This window comes from Streptomyces sp. NPDC003036, from assembly GCF_040611175.1.
In the GTDB taxonomy this organism is placed as follows: Bacteria; Actinomycetota; Actinomycetes; order Streptomycetales; family Streptomycetaceae; genus Streptomyces.
The window spans coordinates 38,094-62,330 of the sequence record NZ_JBEXNO010000008.1 but is presented as its reverse complement, the minus strand read 5'-3'; the positions used below and the strand labels follow the sequence as shown (position 1 = coordinate 62,330).

23 protein-coding genes are annotated in these 24,237 nt (G+C 73.9%); 13 read left to right on the top strand and 10 right to left on the bottom strand.

The annotated features are described in order from the left end of the window. Positions 1-39 precede the first annotated feature (39 nt). Entirely contained in the window at positions 40-1,734 is a 1,695-nt protein-coding gene (locus ABZX67_RS08160) for a proline--tRNA ligase (RefSeq protein ID WP_355356125.1), read from the top strand. A 17-nt stretch (positions 1,735-1,751) separates the two neighbouring features. Here the strand turns inward: ABZX67_RS08160 and ABZX67_RS08155 are convergent, their stop codons facing one another. The 4 genes from ABZX67_RS08155 to ABZX67_RS08140 all read right to left on the bottom strand — a co-directional run bounded on the left by ABZX67_RS08155 (position 1,752) and on the right by ABZX67_RS08140 (position 4,786). Next, positions 1,752-2,669 (bottom strand): slipin family protein, encoded by a 918-nt coding sequence (locus tag ABZX67_RS08155; protein WP_355356123.1) that lies wholly within the window; start codon positions 2,667-2,669, stop codon positions 1,752-1,754. An 80-nt stretch (positions 2,670-2,749) separates the two neighbouring features. Continuing rightward, complete coding sequence (locus tag ABZX67_RS08150) at positions 2,750-3,646, bottom strand: aminoglycoside phosphotransferase family protein (protein ID WP_355356121.1); 897 nt, start codon at positions 3,644-3,646, stop codon at positions 2,750-2,752. A gap of 132 nt (positions 3,647-3,778) precedes the next feature. Then, positions 3,779-4,195, bottom strand: coding sequence for a DUF4439 domain-containing protein (locus ABZX67_RS08145; RefSeq protein WP_355356119.1), 417 nt, complete (start codon positions 4,193-4,195; stop codon positions 3,779-3,781). A 30-nt stretch (positions 4,196-4,225) separates the two neighbouring features. After that, positions 4,226-4,786, bottom strand: a complete 561-nt coding sequence (locus ABZX67_RS08140; protein WP_355356117.1) for a hypothetical protein — start codon at positions 4,784-4,786, stop codon at positions 4,226-4,228. Positions 4,787-4,949: 163 nt separating this feature from the next. On the opposite strand from ABZX67_RS08140, the gene rimP reads away from it, so the two are divergent. From rimP to ABZX67_RS08085, 11 genes are all read left to right on the top strand, one after another. Next, a complete protein-coding gene (rimP, locus tag ABZX67_RS08135) occupies positions 4,950-5,447 on the top strand; it encodes a ribosome maturation factor RimP (RefSeq protein WP_355356115.1) in 498 nt (165 codons plus the stop codon). 2 nt (positions 5,448-5,449) lie between these two features. Continuing rightward, the gene (gene nusA, locus ABZX67_RS08130; RefSeq protein WP_355356113.1) at positions 5,450-6,445 is read left to right on the top strand and encodes a transcription termination factor NusA; all 996 of its coding nucleotides are present in this window, start codon (positions 5,450-5,452) and stop codon (positions 6,443-6,445) included. A gap of 116 nt (positions 6,446-6,561) precedes the next feature. Further along, positions 6,562-6,840: a YlxR family protein gene (locus ABZX67_RS08125; protein ID WP_355356111.1), complete on the top strand. Its 279-nt coding sequence runs from the start codon at positions 6,562-6,564 to the stop codon at positions 6,838-6,840. Between the two features lie 150 nt (positions 6,841-6,990). Then, entirely contained in the window at positions 6,991-10,134 is a 3,144-nt protein-coding gene (gene infB, locus ABZX67_RS08120) for a translation initiation factor IF-2 (protein WP_355356109.1), read from the top strand. Positions 10,135-10,281: 147 nt separating this feature from the next. Continuing rightward, entirely contained in the window at positions 10,282-10,575 is a 294-nt protein-coding gene (locus ABZX67_RS08115) for a DUF503 domain-containing protein (RefSeq protein WP_355356107.1), read from the top strand. A 64-nt stretch (positions 10,576-10,639) separates the two neighbouring features. Beyond that, positions 10,640-11,092, top strand: a complete 453-nt coding sequence (gene rbfA / locus ABZX67_RS08110) for a 30S ribosome-binding factor RbfA (protein WP_355356105.1) — start codon at positions 10,640-10,642, stop codon at positions 11,090-11,092. Then, complete coding sequence (truB, locus tag ABZX67_RS08105) at positions 11,089-11,988, top strand: tRNA pseudouridine(55) synthase TruB (RefSeq protein ID WP_355356103.1); 900 nt, start codon at positions 11,089-11,091, stop codon at positions 11,986-11,988. Before rbfA ends, truB begins: the two co-directional genes overlap by 4 nt. A 122-nt stretch (positions 11,989-12,110) precedes the next feature. After that, on the top strand, positions 12,111-14,858 hold the full coding sequence (locus ABZX67_RS08100) for a serine protease (RefSeq protein WP_355356101.1): 2,748 nt from the start codon (positions 12,111-12,113) through the stop codon (positions 14,856-14,858). A 42-nt stretch (positions 14,859-14,900) separates the two neighbouring features. Further along, a complete protein-coding gene (locus ABZX67_RS08095; RefSeq protein WP_355356099.1) occupies positions 14,901-15,866 on the top strand; it encodes a bifunctional riboflavin kinase/FAD synthetase in 966 nt (321 codons plus the stop codon). Positions 15,867-15,980: 114 nt separating this feature from the next. Continuing rightward, complete coding sequence (locus ABZX67_RS08090; protein ID WP_355356097.1) at positions 15,981-17,555, top strand: molybdopterin-dependent oxidoreductase; 1,575 nt, start codon at positions 15,981-15,983, stop codon at positions 17,553-17,555. Between the two features lie 82 nt (positions 17,556-17,637). Next, a complete protein-coding gene (locus ABZX67_RS08085) occupies positions 17,638-18,291 on the top strand; it encodes a fasciclin domain-containing protein (protein WP_355356095.1) in 654 nt (217 codons plus the stop codon). A 79-nt stretch (positions 18,292-18,370) separates the two neighbouring features. Here ABZX67_RS08085 and ABZX67_RS08080 read toward each other — a convergent pair whose 3' ends face one another. Together ABZX67_RS08080 and ABZX67_RS08075 are read right to left on the bottom strand one after the other, a co-directional pair. Then, on the bottom strand, positions 18,371-19,111 hold the full coding sequence (locus ABZX67_RS08080; protein WP_355356093.1) for an anti-sigma factor: 741 nt from the start codon (positions 19,109-19,111) through the stop codon (positions 18,371-18,373). After that, entirely contained in the window at positions 19,108-19,713 is a 606-nt protein-coding gene (locus ABZX67_RS08075) for a sigma-70 family RNA polymerase sigma factor (RefSeq protein ID WP_355356091.1), read from the bottom strand. Before ABZX67_RS08075 ends, ABZX67_RS08080 begins: the two co-directional genes overlap by 4 nt. A gap of 162 nt (positions 19,714-19,875) precedes the next feature. Between ABZX67_RS08075 and ABZX67_RS08070 the strand changes: the two genes are divergently transcribed. After that, positions 19,876-20,340: an ATP-binding protein gene (locus tag ABZX67_RS08070; protein WP_355356089.1), complete on the top strand. Its 465-nt coding sequence runs from the start codon at positions 19,876-19,878 to the stop codon at positions 20,338-20,340. Here the strand turns inward: ABZX67_RS08070 and ABZX67_RS08065 are convergent. Genes ABZX67_RS08065 through ABZX67_RS08050 form a run of 4 tightly spaced genes read right to left on the bottom strand, consistent with a single transcriptional unit; the run spans position 20,337 to position 24,236 of the window. Then, positions 20,337-21,347 (bottom strand): ABC transporter ATP-binding protein, encoded by a 1,011-nt coding sequence (locus ABZX67_RS08065; RefSeq protein WP_355356087.1) that lies wholly within the window; start codon positions 21,345-21,347, stop codon positions 20,337-20,339. The genes ABZX67_RS08070 and ABZX67_RS08065 overlap by 4 nt on opposite strands. An 8-nt stretch (positions 21,348-21,355) precedes the next feature. Further along, the gene (locus ABZX67_RS08060; RefSeq protein WP_355356085.1) at positions 21,356-22,315 is read right to left on the bottom strand and encodes an ABC transporter ATP-binding protein; all 960 of its coding nucleotides are present in this window, start codon (positions 22,313-22,315) and stop codon (positions 21,356-21,358) included. Further along, entirely contained in the window at positions 22,312-23,232 is a 921-nt protein-coding gene (locus tag ABZX67_RS08055; protein ID WP_355356083.1) for an ABC transporter permease, read from the bottom strand. Before ABZX67_RS08055 ends, ABZX67_RS08060 begins: the two co-directional genes overlap by 4 nt. Next, entirely contained in the window at positions 23,229-24,236 is a 1,008-nt protein-coding gene (locus ABZX67_RS08050) for an ABC transporter permease (RefSeq protein ID WP_355356344.1), read from the bottom strand. The genes ABZX67_RS08055 and ABZX67_RS08050 overlap by 4 nt, the downstream gene beginning before the upstream one ends. Position 24,237 lies beyond the last annotated feature (1 nt).

Sequence of the window (24,237 nt, the reverse complement as noted above, 5' to 3'; positions counted from 1 at the left end):
CTCCTAGGCATCACACTTTTCACCGCAGGAGAGTTCCCCATGGCCCAGGTCCAGCGCATGTCCCGGTTGATGGTCAAGACACTGCGCGACGACCCGGCGGACGCCGAGACGCTCAGCCACAAACTGCTCGTCCGCGCCGGTTACGTCCGCCGCAACGCCGCCGGCATCTGGTCCTGGCTGCCGCTCGGCATGAAGGTCCTGGAGAACGTCGCCCGCGTCGTCCGCGAGGAGATGGACGCGATCGGCGGCCAGGAGGTGCTCCTGCCGGCCCTGCTGCCCAAGGAGCCCTACGAGGCGACGGGCCGCTGGAACGAGTACGGCGCGGAGCTGTTCCGCCTGAAGGACCGCAAGGGCGGCGACTACCTGCTCGGCCCGACGCACGAGGAGATCTTCACGCTCCTCGTCAAGGACCAGTGCACGTCCTACAAGGACCTGCCGGTGATCCTGTACCAGATCCAGACGAAGTACCGCGACGAGGCGCGTCCGCGCTCCGGCATCCTGCGCGGCCGCGAGTTCCAGATGAAGGACTCGTACTCCTTCGACACCACCGACGAGGGCCTGGCCGAGTCGTACCGCCTGCACCGCGAGGCGTACATCAAGATCTTCACGCGCCTCGGCCTGGAGCACAAGATCGTCTCGGCGGTCTCGGGCGCCATGGGCGGCTCCGCCTCCGAGGAGTTCCTGGCCCCGGCCGCCGCCGGCGAGGACACCTTCGTCTACTGCCCCTCCTGCGACTACGCCGCCAACACGGAGGCCGTCACCCACCCGCTGACGCCCGTCGACGGCTCGGCGCACGGCCCGCTGGAGGAGCTGGACACCCCCGACACGCCGACCATCGAGACGCTCGCCGCGCACCTGGACGTACCGGCCGCCGCGACGCTGAAGAACCTGCTGGTCAAGGTCGACGGCGAGATCGTCGCCGTCGGCGTGCCCGGCAACCGCGACGTCGACCTCGGCAAGCTGGAGGACCACCTCGCCCCGGCCACCGTCGAGCTCGTCACCGCCGAGGACTTCACCGGCCGCCCCGACCTCGTCCGCGGCTACGTCGGTCCGCAGGGCCTGGACAAGGTCCGCTACATCGCCGACCCGCGCGTGGCCCCCGGCACCGCCTGGATCACCGGCGCCAACAAGCCGGGCACGCACGCGAAGAACGTCGTCGTGGGCCGCGACTTCGAGGTCGACCAGTACCTCGACGTCGTCGAGGTCGAGGACGGCGACCCGTGCCCCAACTGCGGCACCGGCCTGAAGATGGACCGCGCCATCGAGATCGGCCACATCTTCCAGCTCGGCCGCAAGTACGCCGACGCCCTCCAGCTCGACGTCCTCGGCCAGAACGGCAAGCCCGTCCGCGTCACCATGGGTTCGTACGGCATCGGCGTCTCCCGCGCCGTCGCCGCCCTCGCCGAGCAGCACGCCGACGAGCAGGGCCTGTGCTGGCCCCGCGAGGTCGCCCCGGCCGACGTCCACGTCGTCGCGGCGGGCAAGGCCCTCCAGACGGAGCTCGCGCTCGACGTCGCCGGGAAGCTCGGCGAGGCGGGCCTGCGGGTCCTGGTCGACGACCGGGCCGGGGTCTCCCCGGGCGTGAAGTTCACCGACGCCGAGCTCATCGGCGTACCGAAGATCCTCGTCGCGGGCCGCCGCTCCGGCGAGGGCGTCCTGGAGCTGAAGGACCGCCGCACGGGCGAGCGCGAGGAGCTCACGGTCGACGAGGCGATCGCCCGCCTCTCCGCGTAAGCGCCCGGCGCCCGGCCTCACATACAGCCCGCCGTACCGGTGTCGTCCTCCCGCACGTCGTGCACGTGCGGGGAGGCCGGCGCCGGTTCGCGTTTCTGCTCGTGGTCGTACGCCTCCGGCGGCAGCGGCTCGTGCGTGTGCGGTTCGTGGAGGTGGAGCCCCTGGGCCGGCTCTGGCTGCGCGGCCCGCTCCAGGAAGCGCAGCAGCTCGACGGGGAAGGGCAGCACCAGCGTGGAGTTCTTCTCGGCGGCCACCGCCACGATCGTCTGCAGCAGCCGCAGCTGGAGCGCGGAGGGCGTCTTCGACATCACGCCCGCCGCCTCCGCGAGCTTCTTCGACGCCTGCAGCTCGGCGTCCGCGTTGATCACGCGGGCGCGCCGCTCGCGGTCGGCCTCGGCCTGGCGGGCCATCGAGCGCTTCATCGTCTCCGGCAGCGAGACGTCCTTGATCTCGACGCGGTCGATCGTGACGCCCCACTCCACGGCCGGATTGTCGATCATCAGCTCCAGGCCCTGGTTGAGCTTCTCGCGGTTGGACAGCAGATCGTCGAGATCGCTCTTGCCGATGATCGACCGCAGCGATGTCTGCGCGATCTGCGAGACCGCGAAGCGGTAGTCCTCGACGCGGATGATCGCCGCCGCCGGGTCCACGACCTTGAAGTACACGACCGCGTCCACGCGGACCGTGACGTTGTCCCGGGTGATGCCCTCCTGGGCGGGCACCGGCAGGGTCACGATCTGCATGTTGACCTTGTTCAGGCGGTCGACGAACGGGACGATCATGGTGAATCCGGGCGCCCGGACGCCGCTGCGAAGCCGCCCGAACCGCAGCACGACGCCTCTCTCGTACTGCTTGATGACCCTCGCCGCGGCCGCCAGGTACACCGCGCCCGCCGACCCCGTCGCCGCGGCCGCCGCCACCAGTTCCTCGACCATGACAACCCCCTTACGGGTGCGTTATGCCCAATATCGCACCTTTGGGGCCGTTTGGGGGAGGTGGGGCCGCCCGTACGGTCCTACAGCCAGCCCGCGAACTCCATCAGCAGCTCGCCGTCCTGCCGCCGCCCCGCCGCCAGCGCCCGGGTACCCGACTCCACGGCCCGGAAGAGCGTCCAGCCGCGCAGCCGCTCACGGTCCACGTCCAGCGAGTCGGCCAGCCTGCTCACCCGGCGGCGCGCCACCGAGGCGCCCGAGGCCGTCGCCACCAGGTCCTCCACCCGGTCCCGCACCAGCCGCGCCAGGTCGTACGCCCGCTCGCCCACCACCGGGTCCGGCCCCACGGCCAGCCACGGCGCCCGCTCCCCGCCCAGCACCTTGCCCTGCCGGAACGCCCCGTGCAGCAGCAGCTCCTCGGGCGGGGCCGCCACCAGCTCCTCACGGGCGTCGAGCGCGGCCGTCACGAGCGCGGCGGCCTCCGCGTCCTTGCCCGCCCGCATGGCCTCCGCCTGCCGCGCCGTCCGCTCGGCCACCGACTCGAAGCCGTGCCCGGCGGGGGGCTCCACCCACAGCCGCCGGACCGTGCCCGCCGCCTCCAGCAGCGCCTTGGCCTCCGGCAGCGAACGCAGCGAGACCTCCGTGTGCAGCCGCTCCAGCAGCAGCCCGGGCCCCTCGGCGTCGAGGAGCCGTACCGCACCCCAGCCGTTCCAGTGCGCGAGCGCGGCCCGCTCCAGCTCCGGCGCGGCGAACGGCGGCGCGACCTTGAGCGCGGCCGGCTCCCCGGACGGCTGCCGCCGTACGAGGACGACGACGCCGCTGCGCCCGCCCGGGACGACGACCCGCTCGGCCTCCAGACCCCGCCGGTCCAGCGCGTCGGCCACAACCCGCGGGACCTGGTCCAGCCAGTCCCGCGCGGCCGCGTCCCCGTACATCTCGCCGAGCGCCCGCACCAGTCGCTGCGGCGGTTCGAAAGCCATGCGTGCGTTGTTCCCCTCCGAGGCCCGACTCACCGTCTGTTTGGTCGCGTTCCGCTTCGCTACCGCTGCGGGCAGATGCCGCCTTCGTTCCTCAGGCACCCTCTACCCTCCGCTACAGCTCAGCTCAGCTGCTCACCGGCGTTCGGCGAGACCGGGAAAGGCTACGCCGCTGCCGCGCCACCGCACCGCCCGCACCGCCGCCTCCCGCAGGGCGCCCGCCGCCTCGCGCCGCAGCGGGCCCTCGGCCGCCCGGACCAGGTCCGCGTAGACGCCCGCCATCCGGTCCTCCAGCTCGGCGGCGAGCCGTACGGCCGCGGCCGCGTCCGGCACCGCGAACGGCAGGGCGTACCCCGCGGCCGCGGCGGCGGGCTTCGCGCCCAGATCGCGCGCGGTACGCGCCAGTGAGTCCCGCCGCGCGCGGTGCGCGGCGTACGCGGCGGTCGCCTCGGCCCGGCGCTCCTCGCCGACCCGGGCGCCGACGACCCCGTACCCGTACACCGCCGCGTGCTCGGCGGCGAGTGCCGCCTGGACGGCGTCCAGGGCGCTCATGATCGGCTCTCCTCTCGTGGCGTCGGCGCTCTACGCGTCGGCGGTCAGAAGGTACGCGTGCGCGGCGGCCGCCGCTGCGACGGACGCCAGCAGCCGCGCGTACTCCGGCGGGGCGGCCGCCAGCGCGGCGGTGTGCGCGTCCGAGGTGCGGCGGGCGGCCGCGGCCAAGTGGGCCAGCGCGGCGGCCGGGTCCTTCGGCACCGGCTCCCGCGAGGGCGAGGGGCTCGTCCCCGCCGCGGGCGGGGCCGCGGCCTCGGTGCCCGGCGTCGGGGTCGGGGACGCGGCCCGGCGCGTGCCGTCCTCCGCGAGCGCCGCCGTGTGCGCGGCGACCTGGGCGCGCAGCGGGAACAGCCGCGTGCCGAGCGAGGGGTGCGCGGCGAGGACCGCGTCGTACCGCCCGAGCAGCGCGGCGCTGACGGCGGTGGAGCGGCCGCGCAGCCGCGCCGCCTCGCGCGCCGCGCGGTCGGCCGCCGACGCCGAACGCGCGGAGCCGCCGTCACCGGCCGAGCAGCCGGCCGCCCACAGCCCCGCCGTGGCGACCGCGCCCGTCGCGATGAGCGCACGCCTGCGTGTCGTACCCCTGCGCCCCACGCGTCTCTCCCATCGGCCACATCGGCCCGCCGGCGAAGATCATCGCAGGCGAGCGTACCCGCGGGTCCCGCGAGGTGGACGGCAACACCCCCCGCGACCGGATACCCTTTGCTCTGACACGCGACGATCCCACAACAGCACACGCGGCCGAGGAGTCACCCGGATGAGCACCACCCAGAGCGAAAGGCTGCGCGGGCTGCTGGAACCGCTCGTCAGCGCCCAGGGTCTGGATCTGGAAGAGATCGAGGTGTCACGGGCCGGCCGCCGCCGGATGCTCCGGATCGTCGTGGACTCGGACGAGGGCGTGGAGCTCGACGCCTGTGCCGAGGTGAGCCGCGCCATCTCCGACAAGCTCGACGAGACGGACGCGATGGGCGACGAGGAGTACGTCCTCGAAGTGAGCTCGCCGGGCGCCGACCGCCCGCTGACCGAGCACCGCCACTACGTACGCGCCACCGGCCGCCTGGCCCGGCTCCAGCTGCACGAGGGCGGCGACCTGGTGGCCCGCATCCTCTCCGTGGACGACGACGGCCTCGATCTCGAGGTGCCGGGCGTGAAGGGGCGCAAGCCCACCACCCGCCGCGTGGAGTTCCCGGACATCGCGAAGGCGCGCGTGGAGATCGAGTTCAACCGCAAGGACAAGAAGGAAGAGGAGGCGTAGCCGTGGACATCGACGTGAAGCTCCTGAGGGGCTTGGCACAGGAGAAGGAGATTCCCTTCGACCTGCTGGTCGAAGCCATCGAGTCGGCCCTCCTCATCGCCTACCACCGCACCGAGGGAGCCCGCCGCCACGCCCGTGTCGTGCTCGACCGGCAGACCGGTCACGTGACGGTGTGGGCGAAGGAGGACCCGGCCGACCTGGAGGAGGGGCAGGAGCCCAAGGAGTTCGACGACACCCCGTCGGACTTCGGCCGCATCGCGGCGAGCACCGCCCGCCAGGTCATCCAGCAGCGCCTGCGCGACGCCGAGAACGACGTGACGTTCGGCGAGTACGCCCGCCGCGAGGGCGACATCGTGGCCGGCATGGTGCAGCAGGGCAAGGACCCCAAGAACGTCCTGGTGAAGCTGGACGACAAGCTGGAAGCCATCCTTCCGGTGCAGGAGCAGGTGCCGGGCGAGGAGTACACGCACGGCCTGCGCCTGCGTACGTACGTCGTCCGCGTCGCCAAGGGCGTGCGCGGCCCGTCCGTCACCCTTTCGCGGACGCACCCCAATCTGGTGAAGAAGCTCTTCGCCCTGGAGGTCCCGGAGATCGCCGACGGTTCCGTCGAGATCGCCGCGATCGCCCGTGAGGCCGGTCACCGTACGAAGATCGCCGTGCGGTCCACCCGCTCGGGGCTCAATGCCAAGGGCGCCTGCATCGGCCCGATGGGCAGCCGGGTGCGCAACGTCATGGCCGAGCTGCTCGGCGAGAAGATCGACATCGTCGACTGGTCGGACGACCCGGCCGAGATGGTGGCGAACGCGCTCTCGCCCGCACGGGTCTCCAAGGTCGAGGTCGTGGACATGGCGGCTCGCTCCGCCCGGGTGACCGTGCCCGACTACCAGCTGTCCCTGGCGATCGGCAAGGAGGGGCAGAACGCCCGTCTGGCCGCCCGCCTCACCGGCTGGCGCATCGACATCCGCCCCGACACGGAGCAGCCCTCCGAGCAGGGCTGAGCGTTCCGGGGAATAGATCCCGCCGTGGTCACGTTGTGCCACAGCGAGTTCACGACAACAACCGTTCGATTTTTGCCCCAAAGGGGTGAGGTCGGTGCGGGGAGGTAGACTTAAGCGTGTCTGGCCGGACGCATGCCCGCGCATGCCCTGAGCGAACCTGCGTGGGATGCCGGGAGCGGGCGGCCAAGCGCGAACTGCTGCGCATCGTGGTGATCGACGGCGCCTGCGCCCCCGATCCACGCGGTACGCTGCCCGGCCGGGGTGCATACGTGCATCCCGCCTCGGTCTGTCTCGACCTGGCGGTCCGCCGAAGGGCGTTCCCCCGGGCCTTCAAGGTCCAGGGACCGCTCGAAACGGCGGATGTCCGCCAGTACGTCGAGCAGCCGGAACCGTAAGAAAGAAGTACGGCACGGAAAACCGTGCGGTCAGGTACCTCGCGAGTCTGGAAGTAGGTCGAGATTGCGATGAGCACTCGATGAGTACGCGATGAGTACGCCCATGAAGTAGCGACGGTCCGGCGGTAACCCGGACCTAAAAGGAGCGAAGTGGCTAAGGTCCGGGTATACGAACTCGCCAAGGAGTTCGGTGTAGAGAGCAAGGTCGTCATGGCCAAGCTCCAGGAACTCGGTGAATTCGTCCGTTCGGCGTCTTCGACCATCGAAGCGCCGGTTGTACGCAAGTTGACTGACGCGCTGCAGGGGCCCGGCGGCAACGCCGGCAAGTCCGCAGCCAAGCCCGGCGCGCCCCGCAAGGCCGCGCCTGCCAAGCCTTCCCCCGCCGCGCCGAGCCGCGCCGAAGGCACCCCCGCCGCCCCCGCGCCCTCCCCGGCGCAGGCTGGGGGCACCTCCCACGCCGCCAAGGCTGTGGGGGATCGTCCCGCTGCCCCGAAGCCCGGCGCCCCCGCGCCGAAGCCCGCGGCGGCCGAGAAGCCCTCGACGCCGGCCGCCGGCCCGCGTCCCACCCCGGGTCCGAAGCCGGCCCCCGCGGCGCCCAAGCCGGCGCCCGCGTCCCCGGCTCCGTCCAACCCGGAGTTCACCGCGCCTCCGGCGGCCCCGGCCGCCGGAGGCGCGCCGGCCGCCGGTCAGCGCCCCGGTGGCGCCACCCCCGGTCCCCGTCCGGCCGCACGGCCCGGCCAGGGCTCCGGTCAGGGCGGTGCCCGTCCCGGCGCCCCGCGCCCCGGTGGCGAGCGCCAGGCCCCGCGTCCGGGCGGTGCCCGTCCCGCGGGTCCGCGTCCGGGCAACAACCCCTTCACCTCCGGTGGCTCGACCGGCATGGCGCGCCCGCAGGCGCCCCGTCCCGGTGGTGCCCCGCGTCCGGGTGCCGGTGCGCCCGGCGCCGGTGGTCCGCGTCCGCAGGGCGCCGGTCAGGGCGGTCCCCGTCCGCAGGCCGGTCCCGGTGGTCCGCGTCCCACGCCCGGCTCCATGCCGCGGCCCCAGGCCCCGCGTCCGGGTGGCGGCCCTGCCGGTAACCGCCCGAACCCGGGCATGATGCCGCAGCGTCCGGCTGCCGGCCCGCGTCCGGGCCCCGGTGGCGCCGGTCGCGGCCCCGCCGGCGGCGGTGCCCGTCCGGGTGGCGGCGGCGGTCGTCCCGGCTTCGCCGGTCGTCCCGCCGGTCCCGGTGGTGGCGGCGGCGGCTTCGCCGGCCGTCCCGGTGGCGGTGGCGGCGGCGGTCGTCCCGGCGGTCCGGGTGGCGGCGGCTTCGGTGGCGGCGGTGGCCGTCCCGGCTTCGCCGGCCGTCCCGGCGGCCCCGGTGGCCGTGGTGGCACGCAGGGCGCCTTCGGCCGTCCCGGCGGCCCCGCGCGTCGCGGTCGCAAGTCGAAGCGGCAGAGGCGCCAGGAGTACGAGGCCATGCAGGCCCCGTCGGTCGGCGGCGTGATGCTGCCTCGCGGCAACGGCGAGACCGTTCGCCTGTCGCGCGGTGCGTCCCTCACCGACTTCGCGGAGAAGATCAACGCCAACCCGGCGTCGCTCGTCGCGGTCATGATGAACCTCGGCGAGATGGTCACCGCCACGCAGTCCGTCTCCGACGAGACGCTGCAGCTCCTCGGCGACGAGATGAACTACACGGTTCAGATCGTCTCCCCGGAGGAGGAGGACCGCGAGCTGCTCGAGTCCTTCGACCTCGAGTGGGGCGAGGACGAGGGTGGCGAGGAGTACCTCGCGCCGCGTCCGCCGGTCGTGACCGTCATGGGTCACGTCGACCACGGTAAGACGCGACTGCTGGACGCGATCCGCAAGACGAACGTCGTCGCGGGCGAGGCCGGCGGTATCACCCAGCACATCGGTGCGTACCAGGTCGCGACCCAGGTCAACGACGAAGAGCGCAAGATCACCTTCATCGACACCCCGGGTCACGAGGCGTTCACCGCCATGCGTGCCCGTGGTGCCAAGTCCACCGACATCGCGATCCTCGTGGTGGCGGCGAACGACGGTGTGATGCCCCAGACGATCGAGGCGCTGAACCACGCCAAGGCGGCCGACGTGCCGATCGTGGTCGCGGTCAACAAGATCGACGTCGAGGGCGCGGACCCGGTCAAGGTGCGCGGTCAGCTGACCGAGTACGGCCTGGTGGCCGAGGAGTACGGCGGCGACACCATGTTCGTCGACATCTCCGCCAAGCAGGGTCTGCACATCGACTCGCTGCTGGAGGCCGTGATCCTCACGGCCGACGCCTCGCTCGACCTGCGGGCCAACCCGGAGCAGGACGCGCAGGGCATCGCGATCGAGTCGCACCTCGACCGCGGCCGCGGCGCCGTCGCGACCGTCCTGGTGCAGCGCGGCACCCTGCGGGTCGGCGACACGATGGTGGTCGGCGACGCGTACGGCCGCGTCCGGGCGATGCTCGACGACAAGGGCAACAACGTCGAGGAAGCGGGTCCGTCGACCCCCGTCCTGGTCCTGGGTCTCACCAACGTCCCGGGCGCCGGCGACAACTTCCTCGTCGTCGACGAGGACCGCACGGCCCGCCAGATCGCCGAGAAGCGTGCTGCGCGTGAGCGCAACGCCGCCTTCGCCAAGCGCACCCGCCGGGTGTCCCTCGAGGACCTCGACAAGGTGCTCAAGGCCGGTCAGATCCAGGAGCTCAACCTCATCATCAAGGGTGACGCTTCCGGTTCGGTCGAGGCGCTCGAGTCGTCCCTGCTCCAGCTGGACGTCGGCGAAGAGGTCGACATCCGCGTCCTGCACCGCGGTGTCGGTGCGGTCACGGAGTCGGACATCGACCTGGCCATGGGCTCCGACGCCATCGTCATCGGCTTCAACGTCCGCGCGGCCGGCCGTGCCGCGCAGATGGCGGAGCGCGAGGGCGTCGACGTCCGGTACTACTCGGTGATCTACCAGGCCATCGAGGAGATCGAGGCGGCCCTCAAGGGCATGCTCAAGCCGGAGTACGAAGAGGTCGAGCTCGGTACGGCGGAGATCCGCGAGGTCTTCCGCTCGTCCAAGCTGGGCAACATCGCGGGTGTGCTCATCCGCTCCGGCGAGGTCAAGCGCAACACCAAGGCGCGCCTCATCCGCGACGGCAAGGTCATCGCGGAGAACCTCAACATCGAGGGTCTGCGTCGCTTCAAGGACGACGTCACCGAGATCCGCGAAGGCTTCGAGGGTGGTATCAACCTCGGAAACTTCAACGACATCAAGGTCGACGACGTCATCGCGACGTACGAGATGCGCGAGAAGCCGCGCGCCTGATCACAGGAGCGGTAAGCCGGGGCCGGTCGGCGGAGGAATATCCGTCGATCGGCCCCGGCCGTTCCGTGTACGGTTCTTGTGTCCCTGCCAAGTGGCAACTGATCGGCAGGGCCATCGAACCCGAACCGGCGGGACATCCGGACATACATGTATGTGGGGACTCTGTCCTTCGACCTGCTCCTCGGCGACGTACGGTCGTTGAAGGAGAAGCGCTCCGTCGTCCGCCCGATCGTCGCCGAGCTCCAGCGCAAGTACGCGGTGAGCGCGGCCGAGACCGGGGGCCAGAACCTCCACCGCAGGGCCGAGATCGGTCTCGCGATGGTCTCCGGAGACGTCGGGCATCTCACGGAGGTACTGGACCGGTGCGAGCGCATGGTCGCCGCCCGGCCCGAGGTGGAGCTGCTGTCCGTACGGCGGCGGCTGCACACCGACGAAGACTGATCGTGCAAAGGGCGCCAGACGTGCGGGACGACACCGCACAGCGCAAGAAAGAGGAGACGGACCAGTGGCCGACAACGCGCGGGCGAAGAAGCTGGCGGACCTGATCCGGGAGGTGGTGGCGCAGAAGCTCCAGCGCGGGGTCAAGGACCCGCGGCTCGGTTCGCATGTGACCATCACCGACACCCGGGTCACGGGGGACCTGCGGGAGGCGACCGTCTTCTACACCGTGTACGGCGACGAAGAGGAGCGCAAGGCCGCCGCCGCGGGCCTGGAGAGCGCCAAGGGCGTCCTGCGGTCCGCCGTCGGAGCGGCGGCGGGCACCAAGTTCACCCCGACGCTGACCTTCGTGGCGGACGCCCTGCCCGAGACCGCCAAGACCATCGAGGACCTGCTGGAGGTGGCCCGCGCCTCGGACGCCAAGGTGCGCGAGGCGGCCTCGGGCGCCGCGTACGCGGGCGAGGCGGACCCCTACCGCAAGCCGGGCGACGACGAGGACGAGGACGCCGCCACCGAATGAGCCAGCACACCACGACGCCGGACGGCCTTGTCATCGTCGACAAGCCGTCCGGCTTCACTTCGCACGACGTCGTCGCCAAGATGCGCGGGATCGCCAAGACCCGGCGCGTCGGACACGCGGGGACGCTCGACCCGATGGCCACCGGGGTCCTCGTCCTCGGCGTCCAGAAGGCCACCAAGCTCCTCGGTCACCTCGCGCTGACCGAGAAGGAGTACCTGGGCACCATCCGCCTCGGGCAGAACACCATCACCGACGACGCCGAGGGTGAGATCACCTCGTCCACCGACGCGTCCGCCGTCGTCCGCGAGGCCGTCGACGCCGAGGTGGCCAAGCTGACCGGCGACATCATGCAGGTGCCGTCCAAGGTCAGCGCCATCAAGATCGACGGCAAGCGGTCGTACGCCCGCGTGCGCGGTGGCGAGGAGTTCGACATCCCGGCCCGGCCGGTGACGGTCTCCTCCTTCCAGGTGTACGACATGCGCGAGGCGGTGGCGGAGGACGGGACGCCCGTCGTGGACCTCGTCGTCTCGGTCGTCTGCTCCTCCGGTACGTACATCCGCGCCCTCGCCCGCGACCTGGGCGCCGGCCTCGGCGTCGGCGGCCACCTCACGGCGCTGCGGCGCACCCGCGTGGGCCCGTACAAGCTGGACGCGGCGCGCACGCTCGACCAGCTCCAGGAGGAGCTGACCGTGATGCCGATCGCCGAGGCGGCGGCCGCGGCGTTCGCGCGCTGGGACGTGGACGAGCGGCGGGCGAAGCTGCTGCTCAACGGCGTACGGATCGACATGCCGGCGTTCGACAGGGCTCCGGTGGCGGTGTTCGGGCCGGGTGGCCGGTTCCTCGCGCTCGTGGAGGAGAAGGGCGGCAAGGCCAAGAGCCTCGCGGTCTTCGCCTGACACCCTCGCCCCGCGGAGTTCACCCGGTTGGCGAGGCGCTCGGAGCGAACACGGGGAGCGCTGGGGGGCGCTTTCCGTACGGGTCCTTCTCGCGGTGATCATCGCCGACCTACCGTCGAGCCATGGAACGCGGGGACGGTGCGACGCTCGTACACATCTGTGACGCGGGAGGCCGGGCGCGCGGTACCGGCTTCGTCGCGGACGACCTGGGAACGGTCGTGACCAGCCATGAGGCCGTCGACGGCCTGAGGCGGGTCGTGCTGCTCGGGCCCGGCGGCCGGACGTGCGTCGCCGAGGCCGACGCCATCACGCCGCTGCCGGGCGCCGCGCTCGCCCTCGTACGCGGCACCGGGCTCGGCGCGCGCCCCCTGCCGCTGGCGGACCGCCCCGGCGTCGAGCCGGGCACCTACGTACGGATCGCCGCGGGCGGCTGGCGCCAGGCACGGGTCCTCGGACCGGCCGACGTGACCTACACCGCCACCGACCGGTTCCATCCGCTCGGCGATGTGCTGGAGCTCGCCGTCGGCACCGAGGGCAGCGAGGCGCTGCGGCGGGGCGGCGAGGCCGCGGGCGGCCCCGTCGTCGACGCCGCGACCGGGGCCGTGCTGGGCGTCCTGGCCACCGCGCTGCACGCCGAGCGGCGGGCTGCCGGTTTCGCCGTACCCCTGGCGGCGATGGCCGCGCGCGACCCCGGAGGGCCGCTCGCCGCCCTGCTGCGGCGCAGCGCCGCGACCGTCCCGGCGTACGGGAGGGACCTCAACCTGGCGGGCGTGCTGGAGCTGGCCGCCGCCTCCGGGGACCCGGACTCCGGCGGGAGCGCCTGGCCGGAGCCGGTCGAGCGGGCCGAGGCGGCGCGGGGGTACGAGCTGTTCGCGGCGTCGCCGGACGAGCTGCTGCTGGGGCTGGTCGGCGAGCCCGGCAGCGGGCGCACCACCGAACTCGCGGCCCTGGCCACGCGCCGCGCGCGGGGCGCCGAGCCCGCCCCCAGCGTGTGGGTGCGCGGCGCCGACCTGCGGCCGGACGACACCTCGGTGGCCGACGGGCTCGCGCGGGCGCTGCGGCGCGCCGGCCGGACCGTCGCCGCGAGCGGGCGGCCGGGCCTGTGGGACGAGTCCGCCGCCGCCACGCCCGAGCGGGTGGCGGCTCTCGCCCGCGCGGCGGGCCGCCCCCTGCTCGTCCTCCTGGACACCCCCGAGGAGCCGCCACCGGCCTGGGGCGAGGGCACGGCGGCCTGGCTGCGCGCGCACGGCGCCCGGCTGGCGGTCGCCCGCCGCCCCGAGCAGTGGGAGCGGACGTGTGCGCCGTACCCGGCGGCCGCGGTGCGGTGCGTGCGCCTCGGCGACCTGACGGAGCGGGAGGCGCGGTGGGCGCGCGCCCGGTACGGGCTGCCCGCCGACGCCCTCGCGGACGCCGACGCCCGGCATCCGCTGGCGCTGCGGCTGCTCGCCGAGGTGCGGGAGGCGATGGGCGGGGGCGCGGTGGTGCGGGCCCGGCGGGGCGACATCTTCGCGGCGTACCTCGATCTGGTGTGCCTGCGCGTCGCGGTCCGGGTCGCGGACGCCTCCCGGCCGCCGGCGCGCGGCACCGCGGTGCGGCGGCTCGCGGCGCGGGTGGCGGGCCGGGTCCACGAGGCGGCGCGGCGCTGCCCGGGCCCGGAGCTGGACCGGGCGGCGTTCGAGGAGCTGTTCCCCTGGAAGGGCGGCTGGGCCTCCGCGGTCCTCGCCGAGGGCCTCCTCGTCCCGGCCGGCTCCGGCTACCGCTTCGGCCACGAGGAGCTCGGCGACTGGCTCCGGGCCGCGCACCTTGACCTCGACGCGGCCCTGCGGGCGCCCGCGGACGACGGCCGTACCGCAGAGCTGGCCGCGCGGGCGCTGCTGGCGCTTCCGGACGCGCGGGCGTACGCGGGCGTGCTGCGGGAGCTGGCGGACCGGATCGCCGATGCCCCCGACGTCGCGCCCGCCGCCTTCGGGCCCGACTTCTGGTCGCGGCTCGCGGTCGGCGAGGACGAGCGCCTCGACCTCTTGCGGCGGCTGGTGGCGAGCGGGAGCCCGCGGTTCCTCGACGCCGCCGCCGCGCGCCTGGTCACCGACCCCCGGGGCGTACAGCCGCTGCTGTGCCGCTGGTTCGCCGACGAGCGGCCGCTGCCCGCCGAGCCCGGCTCCCGGACGCGGCCGGTGCGGACCACCATCGCCGGGGCCGCGCAGGCGCTGCTGTACGCGCACCGGGGCCCGGCCCTCGACGACCTGTGCGAGGCGCTCGTCACCACCGCCCACCCGCGCGCCCACGAACTGCTCGCCGCCCTCGCCGAGGACGAGCCGTCCGCGCTGTGCCGCGCCGTCGACCGCTGGGCCCACGACGACGTACGCCCCGCCCGCCGCGCGGCCGCCGCCACGTACGGCCGGCTCGTCGCCGCGCACGCCATCGCCGCCCACGACCGCGAGCTGCTGCGGTACGCCGCCCTCGCGCTGCTCGCCCGCCCCGGCGACCACGCCCTCCACGAGACGGCCCTCGACCTGCTGGCCCGCGAGCCGCACGGGCCGGGCCTGCCGGGCGAGCCGGAGGCGCTGCTGCGGGCGGCCGCCCTGGGCGCCGAGCGGTGGCCGGAGGCCCGCGTCCGGGAGCTGGTGCGGCGCGCGGGCGCCCTCATGGTGCGTACCCCCGAGGGCGCGACCCGCTTCGACCGGCACCTCGTCGAGCTCGCCCGCGAGGTGCCCGGCTTCGCGGCGCTGGTCGCGGGATGGCTGGCCGGGGCCCCCGAGGAGTGGGTGTTCCTGGTGGGGCCGAGCGCGCGGCGCACGGTCGAGGCGCTCGTCACTCCGATGCCGATGCGGGCGGCAAGCCATCGGCATGGCAGTCTTAGACCTGCGTAATCCGTCAATGACGTACACAGGTTCGGGCGAGGAGCGGTCACAGTGCAGCGCTGGCGTGGCTTGGAGGACATCCCCCAGGACTGGGGGCGCAGCGTCGTCACCATCGGCTCCTACGACGGGGTCCACCGCGGGCACCAGCTGATCATCGGGCGCGCGGTCGAGCGGGCGCGCGAGCTCGGCGTCCCGTCCGTCGTCGTCACCTTCGACCCGCACCCCTCCGAGGTCGTCCGCCCCGGCAGCCACCCGCCGCTGCTCGCGCCGCACCACCGGCGGGCCGAACTGATGGAGGGGCTCGGCGTCGACGCCGTACTCGTCCTGCCGTTCACGGCCGAGTTCTCGCAGCTGTCGCCGGCCGACTTCATCGTGAAGGTCCTCGTCGACAAGCTGCACGCCCGCGCGGTCATCGAGGGCCCGAACTTCCGCTTCGGCCACCGGGCCGCCGGCGACGTCGCCTACCTCGCCGAGCTGGGCTCCACGTACGACTACGAGGTCGAGGTCGTCGACCTGTTCGTCAGCGGCGAGGCGGGCGGCGGCGAGCCGTTCTCGTCCACGCTGGCGCGCCGCCTGATCGCCGCGGGCGACATCGAGGGCGCCGCCGAGATCCTCGGCCGCCCGCACCGCGTCGAGGGCGTCGTGGTGCGCGGCGCCCAGCGCGGCCGGGAGCTCGGCTACCCCACCGCCAACGTCGAGACCCTCCCGCACACCGCGATCCCCGCCGACGGCGTCTACGCCGGATGGCTCGTCGTGGGGGAGGAGCGCATGCCCGCGGCGATCTCCGTCGGCACGAACCCCCAGTTCGACGGCACCGAGCGCACGGTCGAGGCGTACGCGATCGACCGCGTCGGCCTGGACCTGTACGGGCTCCACGTGGCCGTCGACTTCCTGTCGTACGTGCGCGGCCAGGAGAAGTTCGCCTCCATCGACGAACTGCTGGAGGCCATCGCGGCGGACGTGGAGCGCTGCCGCGAACTGACGTCGGCTCACGACAAGGACGCCGCCCGCCGGTAGGCCCCTCCCCGGGCGGGCGACGAACCGTCGACGAACCGTCGACGAACCGTCGATGAACCGCGATGAACCGGCGATGCGGGCAATCCGCTGCGCGCCCGGCTCCGAAGAAGGGGCGTGACTGCTTCTGAAGGGGTTTGGCCGCGCCGGCTGTTCGCCGGGCTGAGCGGACTGCTCGCCGGGTACACGGCCCTCGCGGTGGCCGAGCTGGTCGCCGCCGCCGTCCGCCCCGAGGCGGGCCCGGTGACGGCGGTCGGCGGAGCGGCGATCGACCGCACGCCCGCGCCCGTCAAGGACTGGGCGATCCGCACCTTCGGCGAGAGCGACAAGCTGGTCCTCCAGCTGGGCATCCTCGCCGTTCTCACGGCCCTCGCCGCCGCCTTGGGGCTGCTGGCGCCGCGCCACCGCCGGGTGGGCGCGGCGGCCGTCCTGGCCTTGGGCGTGGTCGGCGCCCTGGCGGCGACCGGCCGCCCCGACTCCGGCTCACTCCTGGACGCGGCACCGTCCCTGGCGGGGGCGTTGGTGGGGGCCGCCCTGCTCTTCGTGCTGGCGGGCCGGCTCAGCGCACCCGTGGCGGGGGAGGAACCGGAGGGGGCCGGTGGCTGGGACCGGCGCGGCTTCCTGATCGCGGCCGGTGCCGCCGCCGCGGCGTCCACCGGCGCGGGGGCCCTCGGCCGGGTGCTGGGCGGGTCGCGGGCGCGCGACGCGGTGTCCTCCCGGGCCGCCGCGGTCCTGCCGCGGCCGGACTCGCCCGCGCCCGCGCTGCCGCGCGGCGCGCAGCTGCGCGTCTTCGGCATCAGCCCGTTCACCACGCCGAACAAGGACTTCTACCGCGTCGACACCGCGTTGGTGGTGCCGAAGGTGGACGCCACCCGCTGGCGCCTTCGCCTTCACGGCCGGGGTGTGAGCAGACCGCTCACGGTCACGTACGACGACCTCCTCGGCCGGGAGCTGATCGAGCGGTACATCACGCTGACCTGCGTCTCGAACGAGGTGGGCGGGCCGTACGTCGGCACCGCGCGCTGGATCGGCGTGCCCTTGGCCGAGCTGCTCGCGGAGGCGGGGGTGAGACCGCCGTCCCGGGGAGGACCGGCCGACCAGCTGGTGGCACGGTCCGTCGACGGCATGACGCTCGGCACGCCGGTCGAGGACGTCATGGACGGCCGTGACGCCCTGCTCGCCGTCGGCATGAACGGCGAACCGCTCCCCTTCGAGCACGGGTTCCCGGTCCGCATGGTGGTGCCGGGGCTGTACGGCTACGTCTCGGCGTGCAAGTGGATCGAGGACATCGAGCTCACGACGTTCGACGCGTACGACCCGTACTGGGTGAAGCGGGACTGGGCCCGTCAGGCGCCCGTCAAGACGCAGGCGCGCATCGACACCCCCAAGCCCTTCGCCCGCCCGAAGGCCGGACTCGTCGTCGTCGCGGGGGTCGCCTGGGCCCAGCGCCGGGGCATCGACCGCGTCGAGGTGCGCGTGGACGACGGCCCCTGGCGGCCGGCCGACCTCGCCCGCCAGGCCACGGTGGACACGTGGCGGCAGTGGTCCCTGCCCTGGCTGGCGACTCCCGGAAGCCACACCCTGACCGTCCGTGCCACCGACGGTACCGGCCGGACACAGACCGAGAAGCGGACCCGCACGATCCCCGACGGGGCGAGCGGCCGGCACGCGGTGGTGGTCACCGTGGACTGATCCCCGCACCGCCCAGCTCCCGGCACCTGATCGCGTCTCAGGACCACCCGATACCAGCCCCCCGATACCAGAAGGACTCACCATGAACGCTCTGCGCTTCCGCCGTGCCGCCGCCGCCGTCGCCGTGGCCGCCACCCTCCCGCTGGCGCTGGCCGCCTGCTCCGACGACCCCGCCGGCTCCGGCGACGCCACCGACGACAGGTCCGCCACCGCGCCCGGCAGCACGCCGGGCGACACGCCCGACGACGCGACGGCGATGGAGAAGCCCTTCGGCCCGGCGTGCGCGTCGGTGCCGAAGGAGGGCGCGGGCAGCTTCGACGGGATGGCGCAGGACCCGGTGGCGACGGCCGCGTCGAACAACCCGGCACTGTCGACGCTGGTGGCCGCGGTGCAGAAGGCGGGCCTGGTCGACACCCTGAACAACGCCCAGAACATCACGGTCTTCGCGCCGACGAACGACGCCTTCGCCAAGATCCCGAAGGCGGACCTGGACAAGGTGCTCAACGACAAGGCGACGCTGACGAAGATTCTCACGTACCACGTGGTGGGCCAGAAGCTGACGCCGCAGCAGTTGGAGAGCGGTTCGTTCGAGACGTTGCAGAAGGGGATGGTGACCACGTCCGGCTCGGGTGAGTCGTACAAGGTCAACGACACGGCGAACGTGGTCTGCGGCAACGTGCCCACCGCCAACGCCACCGTCTACATCATCGACACCGTCCTGATGCCGAAGGCGTGACGGCGACGACGAGGGCGGGTGGTCCGGCTTCCGCCGGGCCACCCGCCCTCGTCGTGCCCCTGGTCGTGGTCCTGCCGGCTCAGGCCGGGAGCGGCATCAGCACCAGCGGCGTACTGGTCGGCTGCGGGGAGCCGCCGGCCGGTTCCACGGTGACTCCCATGCCGGTCGCGCGGCGGACACCGCCCTCCATGACCACGGCTCCGTCCTCACCGACGAGCCCCGCCGGCCGCATCCGGCCGCCGTCGTCGAACCACAGCTGGTACGTCTTGCCGGCGGGCAGCTCCGGCAGGCCGGCGGCGAGGAAGACGGCACGGTCCTCGTCGCGGGAGACGACCACCGTGGCCCTCGCCCCGCCCTTGGCGGTGCCGCTCACGGTACGGGCGTCGGCGGCGGCCAGCACCCTGGCGAGCTCCTCACCCTCCCGCTGGGCCTGCTCGGCCCGCCGCTCCGCCTGCCTGGCCTCCTGGAACTGCCAGGTCGCCACGCCGCCCAGCCCGACCGCCGCCGCCACGCACGCGGCCAGCAGCAGGTGCGGCAGCCTCCCGCGGCGTACGGTCACCAGGCCGCCCGCGCCGGGCGGCGCGTGCGGGGGCAGCTGGCGCACTCCGCGGATCCGCTCCATGACCTGGCTCTTCATCCCGTCGGGCGGGGGTGCGGCCATGGCGGAGCCGAGCCGGGCGGCGGTGGCCGTCAGCTCCCGTACCTCCTGGGCGCAGGCCGGGCAGTCCCGCAGATGGCGCTCGAACGCCTCACGTTCGTCGTCCGGCAGCGCGTTGAGCGCATAGGCGCCGGTGGGCGCATGCAGGTGTTCCTCGCTCACGCGTTCACTCCCATGCAGTCCCGTAGCCGGATCAGTCCGTCGCGCAGCCGGGTCTTGACCGTTCCCAGCGGTGCGGACAGCGAGGCGGCGACCTCCCGGTAGGTGTAGCCCTGGTAGTAGGCGAGCGTCACGGCCTGGCGCTGCAGTTCCGTCAGGGACCGCAGACAGCGCCGTACCTGCTCGCTCTCCAGCCGGACCGTCACCTCCTCGCTCACCTGGTCGTAGGCGGGTGTGCTCTCGCGGCGCGCGGTGCGCAGCTCCCGGTCGGTGGCGGCCTGCTCGGACCGGACGCGGTCAACGGCGCGGCGGTGGGCCATCGTCATCACCCACGTCATCACGCTTCCCTGGTCGCGGCGGTAGCGGGTGGCGGTGCGCCACACCTCCACCATGACCTCCTGGGCCACCTCCTCCGACTGGGCCGGATCGCGCAGCACCTTGAGCACGAGCCCGTACACGGGACCCGCGACCGCGCCGTACAGCGTGGCGAACGCCTCCTGGTCGCCGTCGGCGACGCGGGCGACGGTCTCGGACAGATCGGGGCCGCGTACACCCCCCGCGCGGGCGCGGCCCGTGGAACGAGGAGCGATGTGATGGTCGCCCATGCGCAGCCTTTCTGGATGTCGGGCGGGCGTCAGGTGGATGTCGAATGTCCGTGGCCCCACCCTCCGGTAGTCCTCTTCTCCGCCTGTGTTCGTAGCCGCACGGCGTGCGGATGGGCCCGCGGATCCACCCATCCGGTGGGGCTCCGGCGCCGAATGGGGAGTGTGAGAGTCGTCGTGTCGGTCATCGCCCCATCCCGGGATGACACCTGCCTGGTCGCCGCCCGCGACGGAACCGCCGAGGTGCGGGCCGAGGTCGGCCGGCAGCTGACGCGCTGGCGGCTGCACCGGCTCATCGACGACGCGCTGCTCATCGCCACGGAACTGCTGTCCAACGCCGTCCGCCATGGAACGCCGCCGCTGAGCGTGCGCATGTGGCTGGTGACCGGAGAACGCGGACGGCGCAGGCTGCGGCTGGAGGTGGAGGACGCCGGCCCAGGCATCGACATGGAGCGCGTACGCGCCCACTGGCGCCACCCGTCCTTCACGTTCCTCGCCGGAGGGCGCGGCCTGTTCATCGTCGACACGCTGGCCTGCCGCTGGGGGGATACGCCGTCGCGGCTCGGGCACACGGTGTGGGCCGAGCTGGACGCCACCCCGCCCGGCCCGGACCGGGGGCGCGCATCCTAAGGGGGTGTCTCGCCGGTCATGCCGGGCTCGCGGCGCGCCCAGTGGCACGCCGCTCCCCGCCCCCGCCCCGGCAGGACCGGCAGGTCCCGGGTCCGGCAGGCGTCCGCGAGGCCGGGGACGGCCGTCCGGGGTGAGGCCAGGACCGGGCAGCGGGGGTGGAAGCGGCAGCCGGGCGGAACGAGGGCGGGGTCCGGGGGCTCGCCGGTCAGGAGCACCGGCTCGCCGGGGGACTCCGGCAGGACGGACAGCAGCGCCCGGGTGTAGGGGTGCCGGGGGGAGGACAGCACCTCCTCGACCGGGCCCGTCTCCACGACGCGGCCCAGGTACATGACCGCCACCCGGTCCGCGATGTTCCACGCCAGGCCCAGGTCGTGCGTGACGACGAGCGCGGCCAGGCCCAGCTCGTCGCGCAGGCGCAGCAGCAGCGCCAGGATCTCGCCGCGTACGGAGGCGTCGAGCGAGGCGACCGGCTCGTCGGCGACGAGGAGCTCGGGCTCCAGGACCAGCGCCCCGGCGATGACCACGCGCTGCCGCTGGCCGCCGGACAGCTCGTGCGGATGGCGCAAGAAGAACCGCTCCGGCGGCCGCAGCCCCGCCCGGGCGAGCGCCGAAGCGACGGCGGCGCGCTCGTCACCGTCGTACCCGTGGATCCGCAGGCCCTCGGCGACCGCGTCGTACACCGTGTGCCGGGGGTTGAGCGAGCCGCTCGGGTCCTGGAGGACGAGCTGGACGCGGCGCCGGTACGCCTTGAGGGCGGCGCCCTTGTACGCCAGCGGCGCTCCGGCGTACGCCACGGAGCCGGACGTCGGCTGCACCAGGCCCAGCAGCGAGCGCGCCAGCGTCGTCTTGCCGCAGCCGGACTCGCCGACGAGCGCGACGATCTCGCCGGCGCCGATGTCCAGGTCGACCCCGTCCACCGCGAGGACCGGTGGGGAGCCGCGCCGCCGGCCCGGGAAGGCGACGCGCAGGCCGCTGACGGACAGCAGGGCGGTCTCATGGGGCTTCATGCGGGGCTTCATACGGGGCTCCCGGCGGGGAAGAGACAGGCCGAGCGGTGGCCGGGCGCCGCCTCGGCCAGCGGCGGCTCGTGGGACGCGCACGCCTCCACGGCGACCGGGCAGCGCGGGTGGAAGGCGCACCCCGGCGGCAGCGCGGCCGGGTCCGGTGGATCGCCCGGCAGGCCGCGCGGGGCGAACCGGGAAGCCGGGTCGCCGACGCGGGGGAAGGCGGCGGACAGCGCCCGGGCGTACGGATGCCGGGCCGCCGCGTACACCGCGCGCGCCGGGCCCTCCTCCACGACGCGGCCCGCGTACATCACCGCGAGCCGGTCGCAGGTGTCGGCCAGCACCGACAGGTCGTGGCTGATCATCATGAGCGCGATGCCCTGCTCGGCGACGAGCCGCTCGATCAGCCGCAGGATCTGCGCCTGGATCATCACGTCGAGCGCCGTGGTCGGCTCGTCCGCCACGATCAGCCGGGGCTCGCAGGCCAGCGCCATGGCGATCATCACGCGCTGCCGCTGTCCGCCGGACAGCTCGTGCGGGTAGGCCCGCGCCCGTGTGGGCGGGAGCCCCACCTGTTCCAGCAGCGCGGCCACGCGTTCGCGGGCCGTCGCCGCCGTTGCCAGGCGGTGGACGAGGAGGGGCTCGGCGATCTGGTCGCCGACGCGGTGCACGGCGTTCAGCGCGTGCATCGCGCCCTGGAACACGATCGACGCCCCCGCCCACCGGACCGCCCGCAACCGGCCCCACCCCATGGTCAGGACGTCCTCGCCGTCGAGCAGGACCCGCCCGCCGAGCCGCGCCGACGCGGGCAGCAGCCGCAGCAGCGCCAGCGCGAGCGTGGACTTGCCGCAGCCCGACTCGCCCGCGACGCCCAGCTTCTCGCCTGCCGCGAGGGCGAGGTCGACGCCCCGCAGGGCGGGCGTGTCCGTCCCGTAGGTGACGGTCAGGTCCCTGACGTCGAGCAGGCTCACCGCCCCACCGCCGGCCCCGCGTCGAGCAGCCGGGGGTTGAGCACCGACTCGATCGCCCGCCCGCACAGCGTGAAGGCGAGCGCGACGGCCGCGATGGCGACGCCCGGCGGCGCCAGGTACCACCAGTGCCCGGAGGAGACCGCGCCCGCCTCCCGCGCGTCCTGGAGCATGCCGCCCCAGGAGACGACGGCCGGGTCGCCGAGTCCGAGGAAGGCGAGCGTCGCCTCCGTCAGGATCGCGGTGGAGATGCCCAGCGTCGTCTGGGCCAGCACCAGCGGCATGACGCCCGGCAACACATGGCGGCGCATCAGGTGCGCGTGCCCGCCGCCGAGCGCCCTGGCGCGTTCGATGTACGGGCGCGACTCGACCGCGATGGTCTGCGCGCGCACCAGCCGGGCCGTGGTGGGCCAGCTGGTGACGCCGATGGCCAGGATCACCGTCCACACGCTGCGGGACAGGACGGTGGCCAGCACGATCGCGAGCACGAGCGACGGCATGACCAGGAACCAGTCCGTGACCCGCATCAGCACCGTCGCGAACCAGCCGCCGTAATGCCCCGCGACGACCCCGACGAGCGTGCCGATGGCGACGGACAGCGCCGCCGCCAGCAGCCCCACGGCGAGCGACACCCGCGCCCCCTGCACCAGCAGCCCGAGCAGCGACCGCCCGAACTGGTCGGTGCCGAGCGGGAAGCGCGCGCTCGGCGCCTCCAGCGGCATTCCGGGCGCGCGGGTCACGCTCCGCACGTCATCGCCGACGAGCAGCGGCGCGGCCAGCGCGACGAGCCCGATCGCGGCGAGGGCACCGAGCCCGTACAGCCCGGCCCGGTGCGTACGGTAACGGCGCCAGAAGCGGGCGAGGGAGTCGCGGCGGCGCGCCCACGTCAGGGAGGAGGCCGCGGAGGTCGAGGAGCTCATCGGGCCACCCGGGGGTCCAGCAGCGGGTACAGCAGGTCGGCGAGGAGGTTCATCACGATCATCGCCCCGGCGAAGACGACGAACAGGCCCTGCACGAGCGGCAGGTCGGGCACCGACAGCGCCTGGTAGAACAGCCCGCCGAGCCCCGGCCAGGAGAAGACCGTCTCGACGAGGATCGAACCGGCCGCCACATGGCCGAGGTTGATGAAGACCATGGTGACGGTGGGCAGGAGGGCGTTCGGCACGGCGTGCCGGCGGCGTACGACGGCGTCGCGGAGCCCCTTCGCCCGCGCGGTCACCAGATAGTCGCCGCCCCTCTCGTCGAGGAGCGAGGACCGCATCACCAGCAGCGTCTGCGCGTACCCGACGGCGACGAGCGTCAGCACCGGCAGCACCATGTGGTGCGCGACGTCGAGGACGTACGCGATGCCCGTCTCACCGCCGCCGGACTCCATGCCCCCGGTGGGGAAGACCCCCGGGACGGGGCCGACGCCGACGGCGAAGACGATGATGAGCAGCAGCCCGAGCCAGAACGACGGCACGGACCACAGCGTCAGTGCGACTCCCGTGTGCAGCCGGTCCGCGAGGCCGCCGTGGCGCCAGGCCGCGCGGGTGCCGAGCCACAGCCCGAGCGCCGAATAGACGGCGACCGCGACCCCGGTGAGGAGCAGGGTGGCGGGGAGCCGGCCCGCGATCAGCTCGCCGACGGGCGCGCGGAACTGGTACGACATGCCGAGATCGCCCGTCAGCGCCTTCGCGCAGTACTCCGTGAACTGCTGCCACACCGGCAGGTCGAGCCCGAACTGCCCGCGCAGCGTGGCCATTTGCTCGGCGGAGGTCGGCCGCCCGTGGGTCATGGCCCGGACCGGGTCGCCGGGGAGGATCCGGAAGAGGAAGAAGCTGGTGACGAGCACGGCGAACAGCGACACCACCGCGCCGCCCAGCTTGCCCGCCAGATGGCGCGGATACGACGAGACGGCCGTCCGGGAGCGCCGTACGGCCACC

Excerpts from the sequence above, each read along its gene's own strand:
- ABZX67_RS08115 (WP_355356107.1), top strand. The coding sequence starts at position 10,282 with ATGTATGTGGGGACTCTGTCCTTCGACCTGCTCCTCGGCGACGTACGG.
- ABZX67_RS08065 (WP_355356087.1), bottom strand. The coding sequence starts at position 21,347 with ATGAAGCCCCATGAGACCGCCCTGCTGTCCGTCAGCGGCCTGCGCGTC.
- ABZX67_RS08160 (WP_355356125.1), top strand. The coding sequence starts at position 40 with ATGGCCCAGGTCCAGCGCATGTCCCGGTTGATGGTCAAGACACTGCGC.
- truB (WP_355356103.1), top strand. The coding sequence starts at position 11,089 with ATGAGCCAGCACACCACGACGCCGGACGGCCTTGTCATCGTCGACAAG.
- ABZX67_RS08155 (WP_355356123.1), bottom strand. The coding sequence starts at position 2,669 with ATGGTCGAGGAACTGGTGGCGGCGGCCGCGGCGACGGGGTCGGCGGGC.
- ABZX67_RS08055 (WP_355356083.1), bottom strand. The coding sequence starts at position 23,232 with ATGAGCTCCTCGACCTCCGCGGCCTCCTCCCTGACGTGGGCGCGCCGC.
- ABZX67_RS08150 (WP_355356121.1), bottom strand. The coding sequence starts at position 3,646 with ATGGCTTTCGAACCGCCGCAGCGACTGGTGCGGGCGCTCGGCGAGATG.
- ABZX67_RS08075 (WP_355356091.1), bottom strand. The coding sequence starts at position 19,713 with ATGGGCGACCATCACATCGCTCCTCGTTCCACGGGCCGCGCCCGCGCG.
- ABZX67_RS08100 (WP_355356101.1), top strand. The coding sequence starts at position 12,111 with ATGGAACGCGGGGACGGTGCGACGCTCGTACACATCTGTGACGCGGGA.
- ABZX67_RS08145 (WP_355356119.1), bottom strand. The coding sequence starts at position 4,195 with ATGAGCGCCCTGGACGCCGTCCAGGCGGCACTCGCCGCCGAGCACGCG.
- ABZX67_RS08085 (WP_355356095.1), top strand. The coding sequence starts at position 17,638 with ATGAACGCTCTGCGCTTCCGCCGTGCCGCCGCCGCCGTCGCCGTGGCC.
- rimP (WP_355356115.1), top strand. The coding sequence starts at position 4,950 with ATGAGCACCACCCAGAGCGAAAGGCTGCGCGGGCTGCTGGAACCGCTC.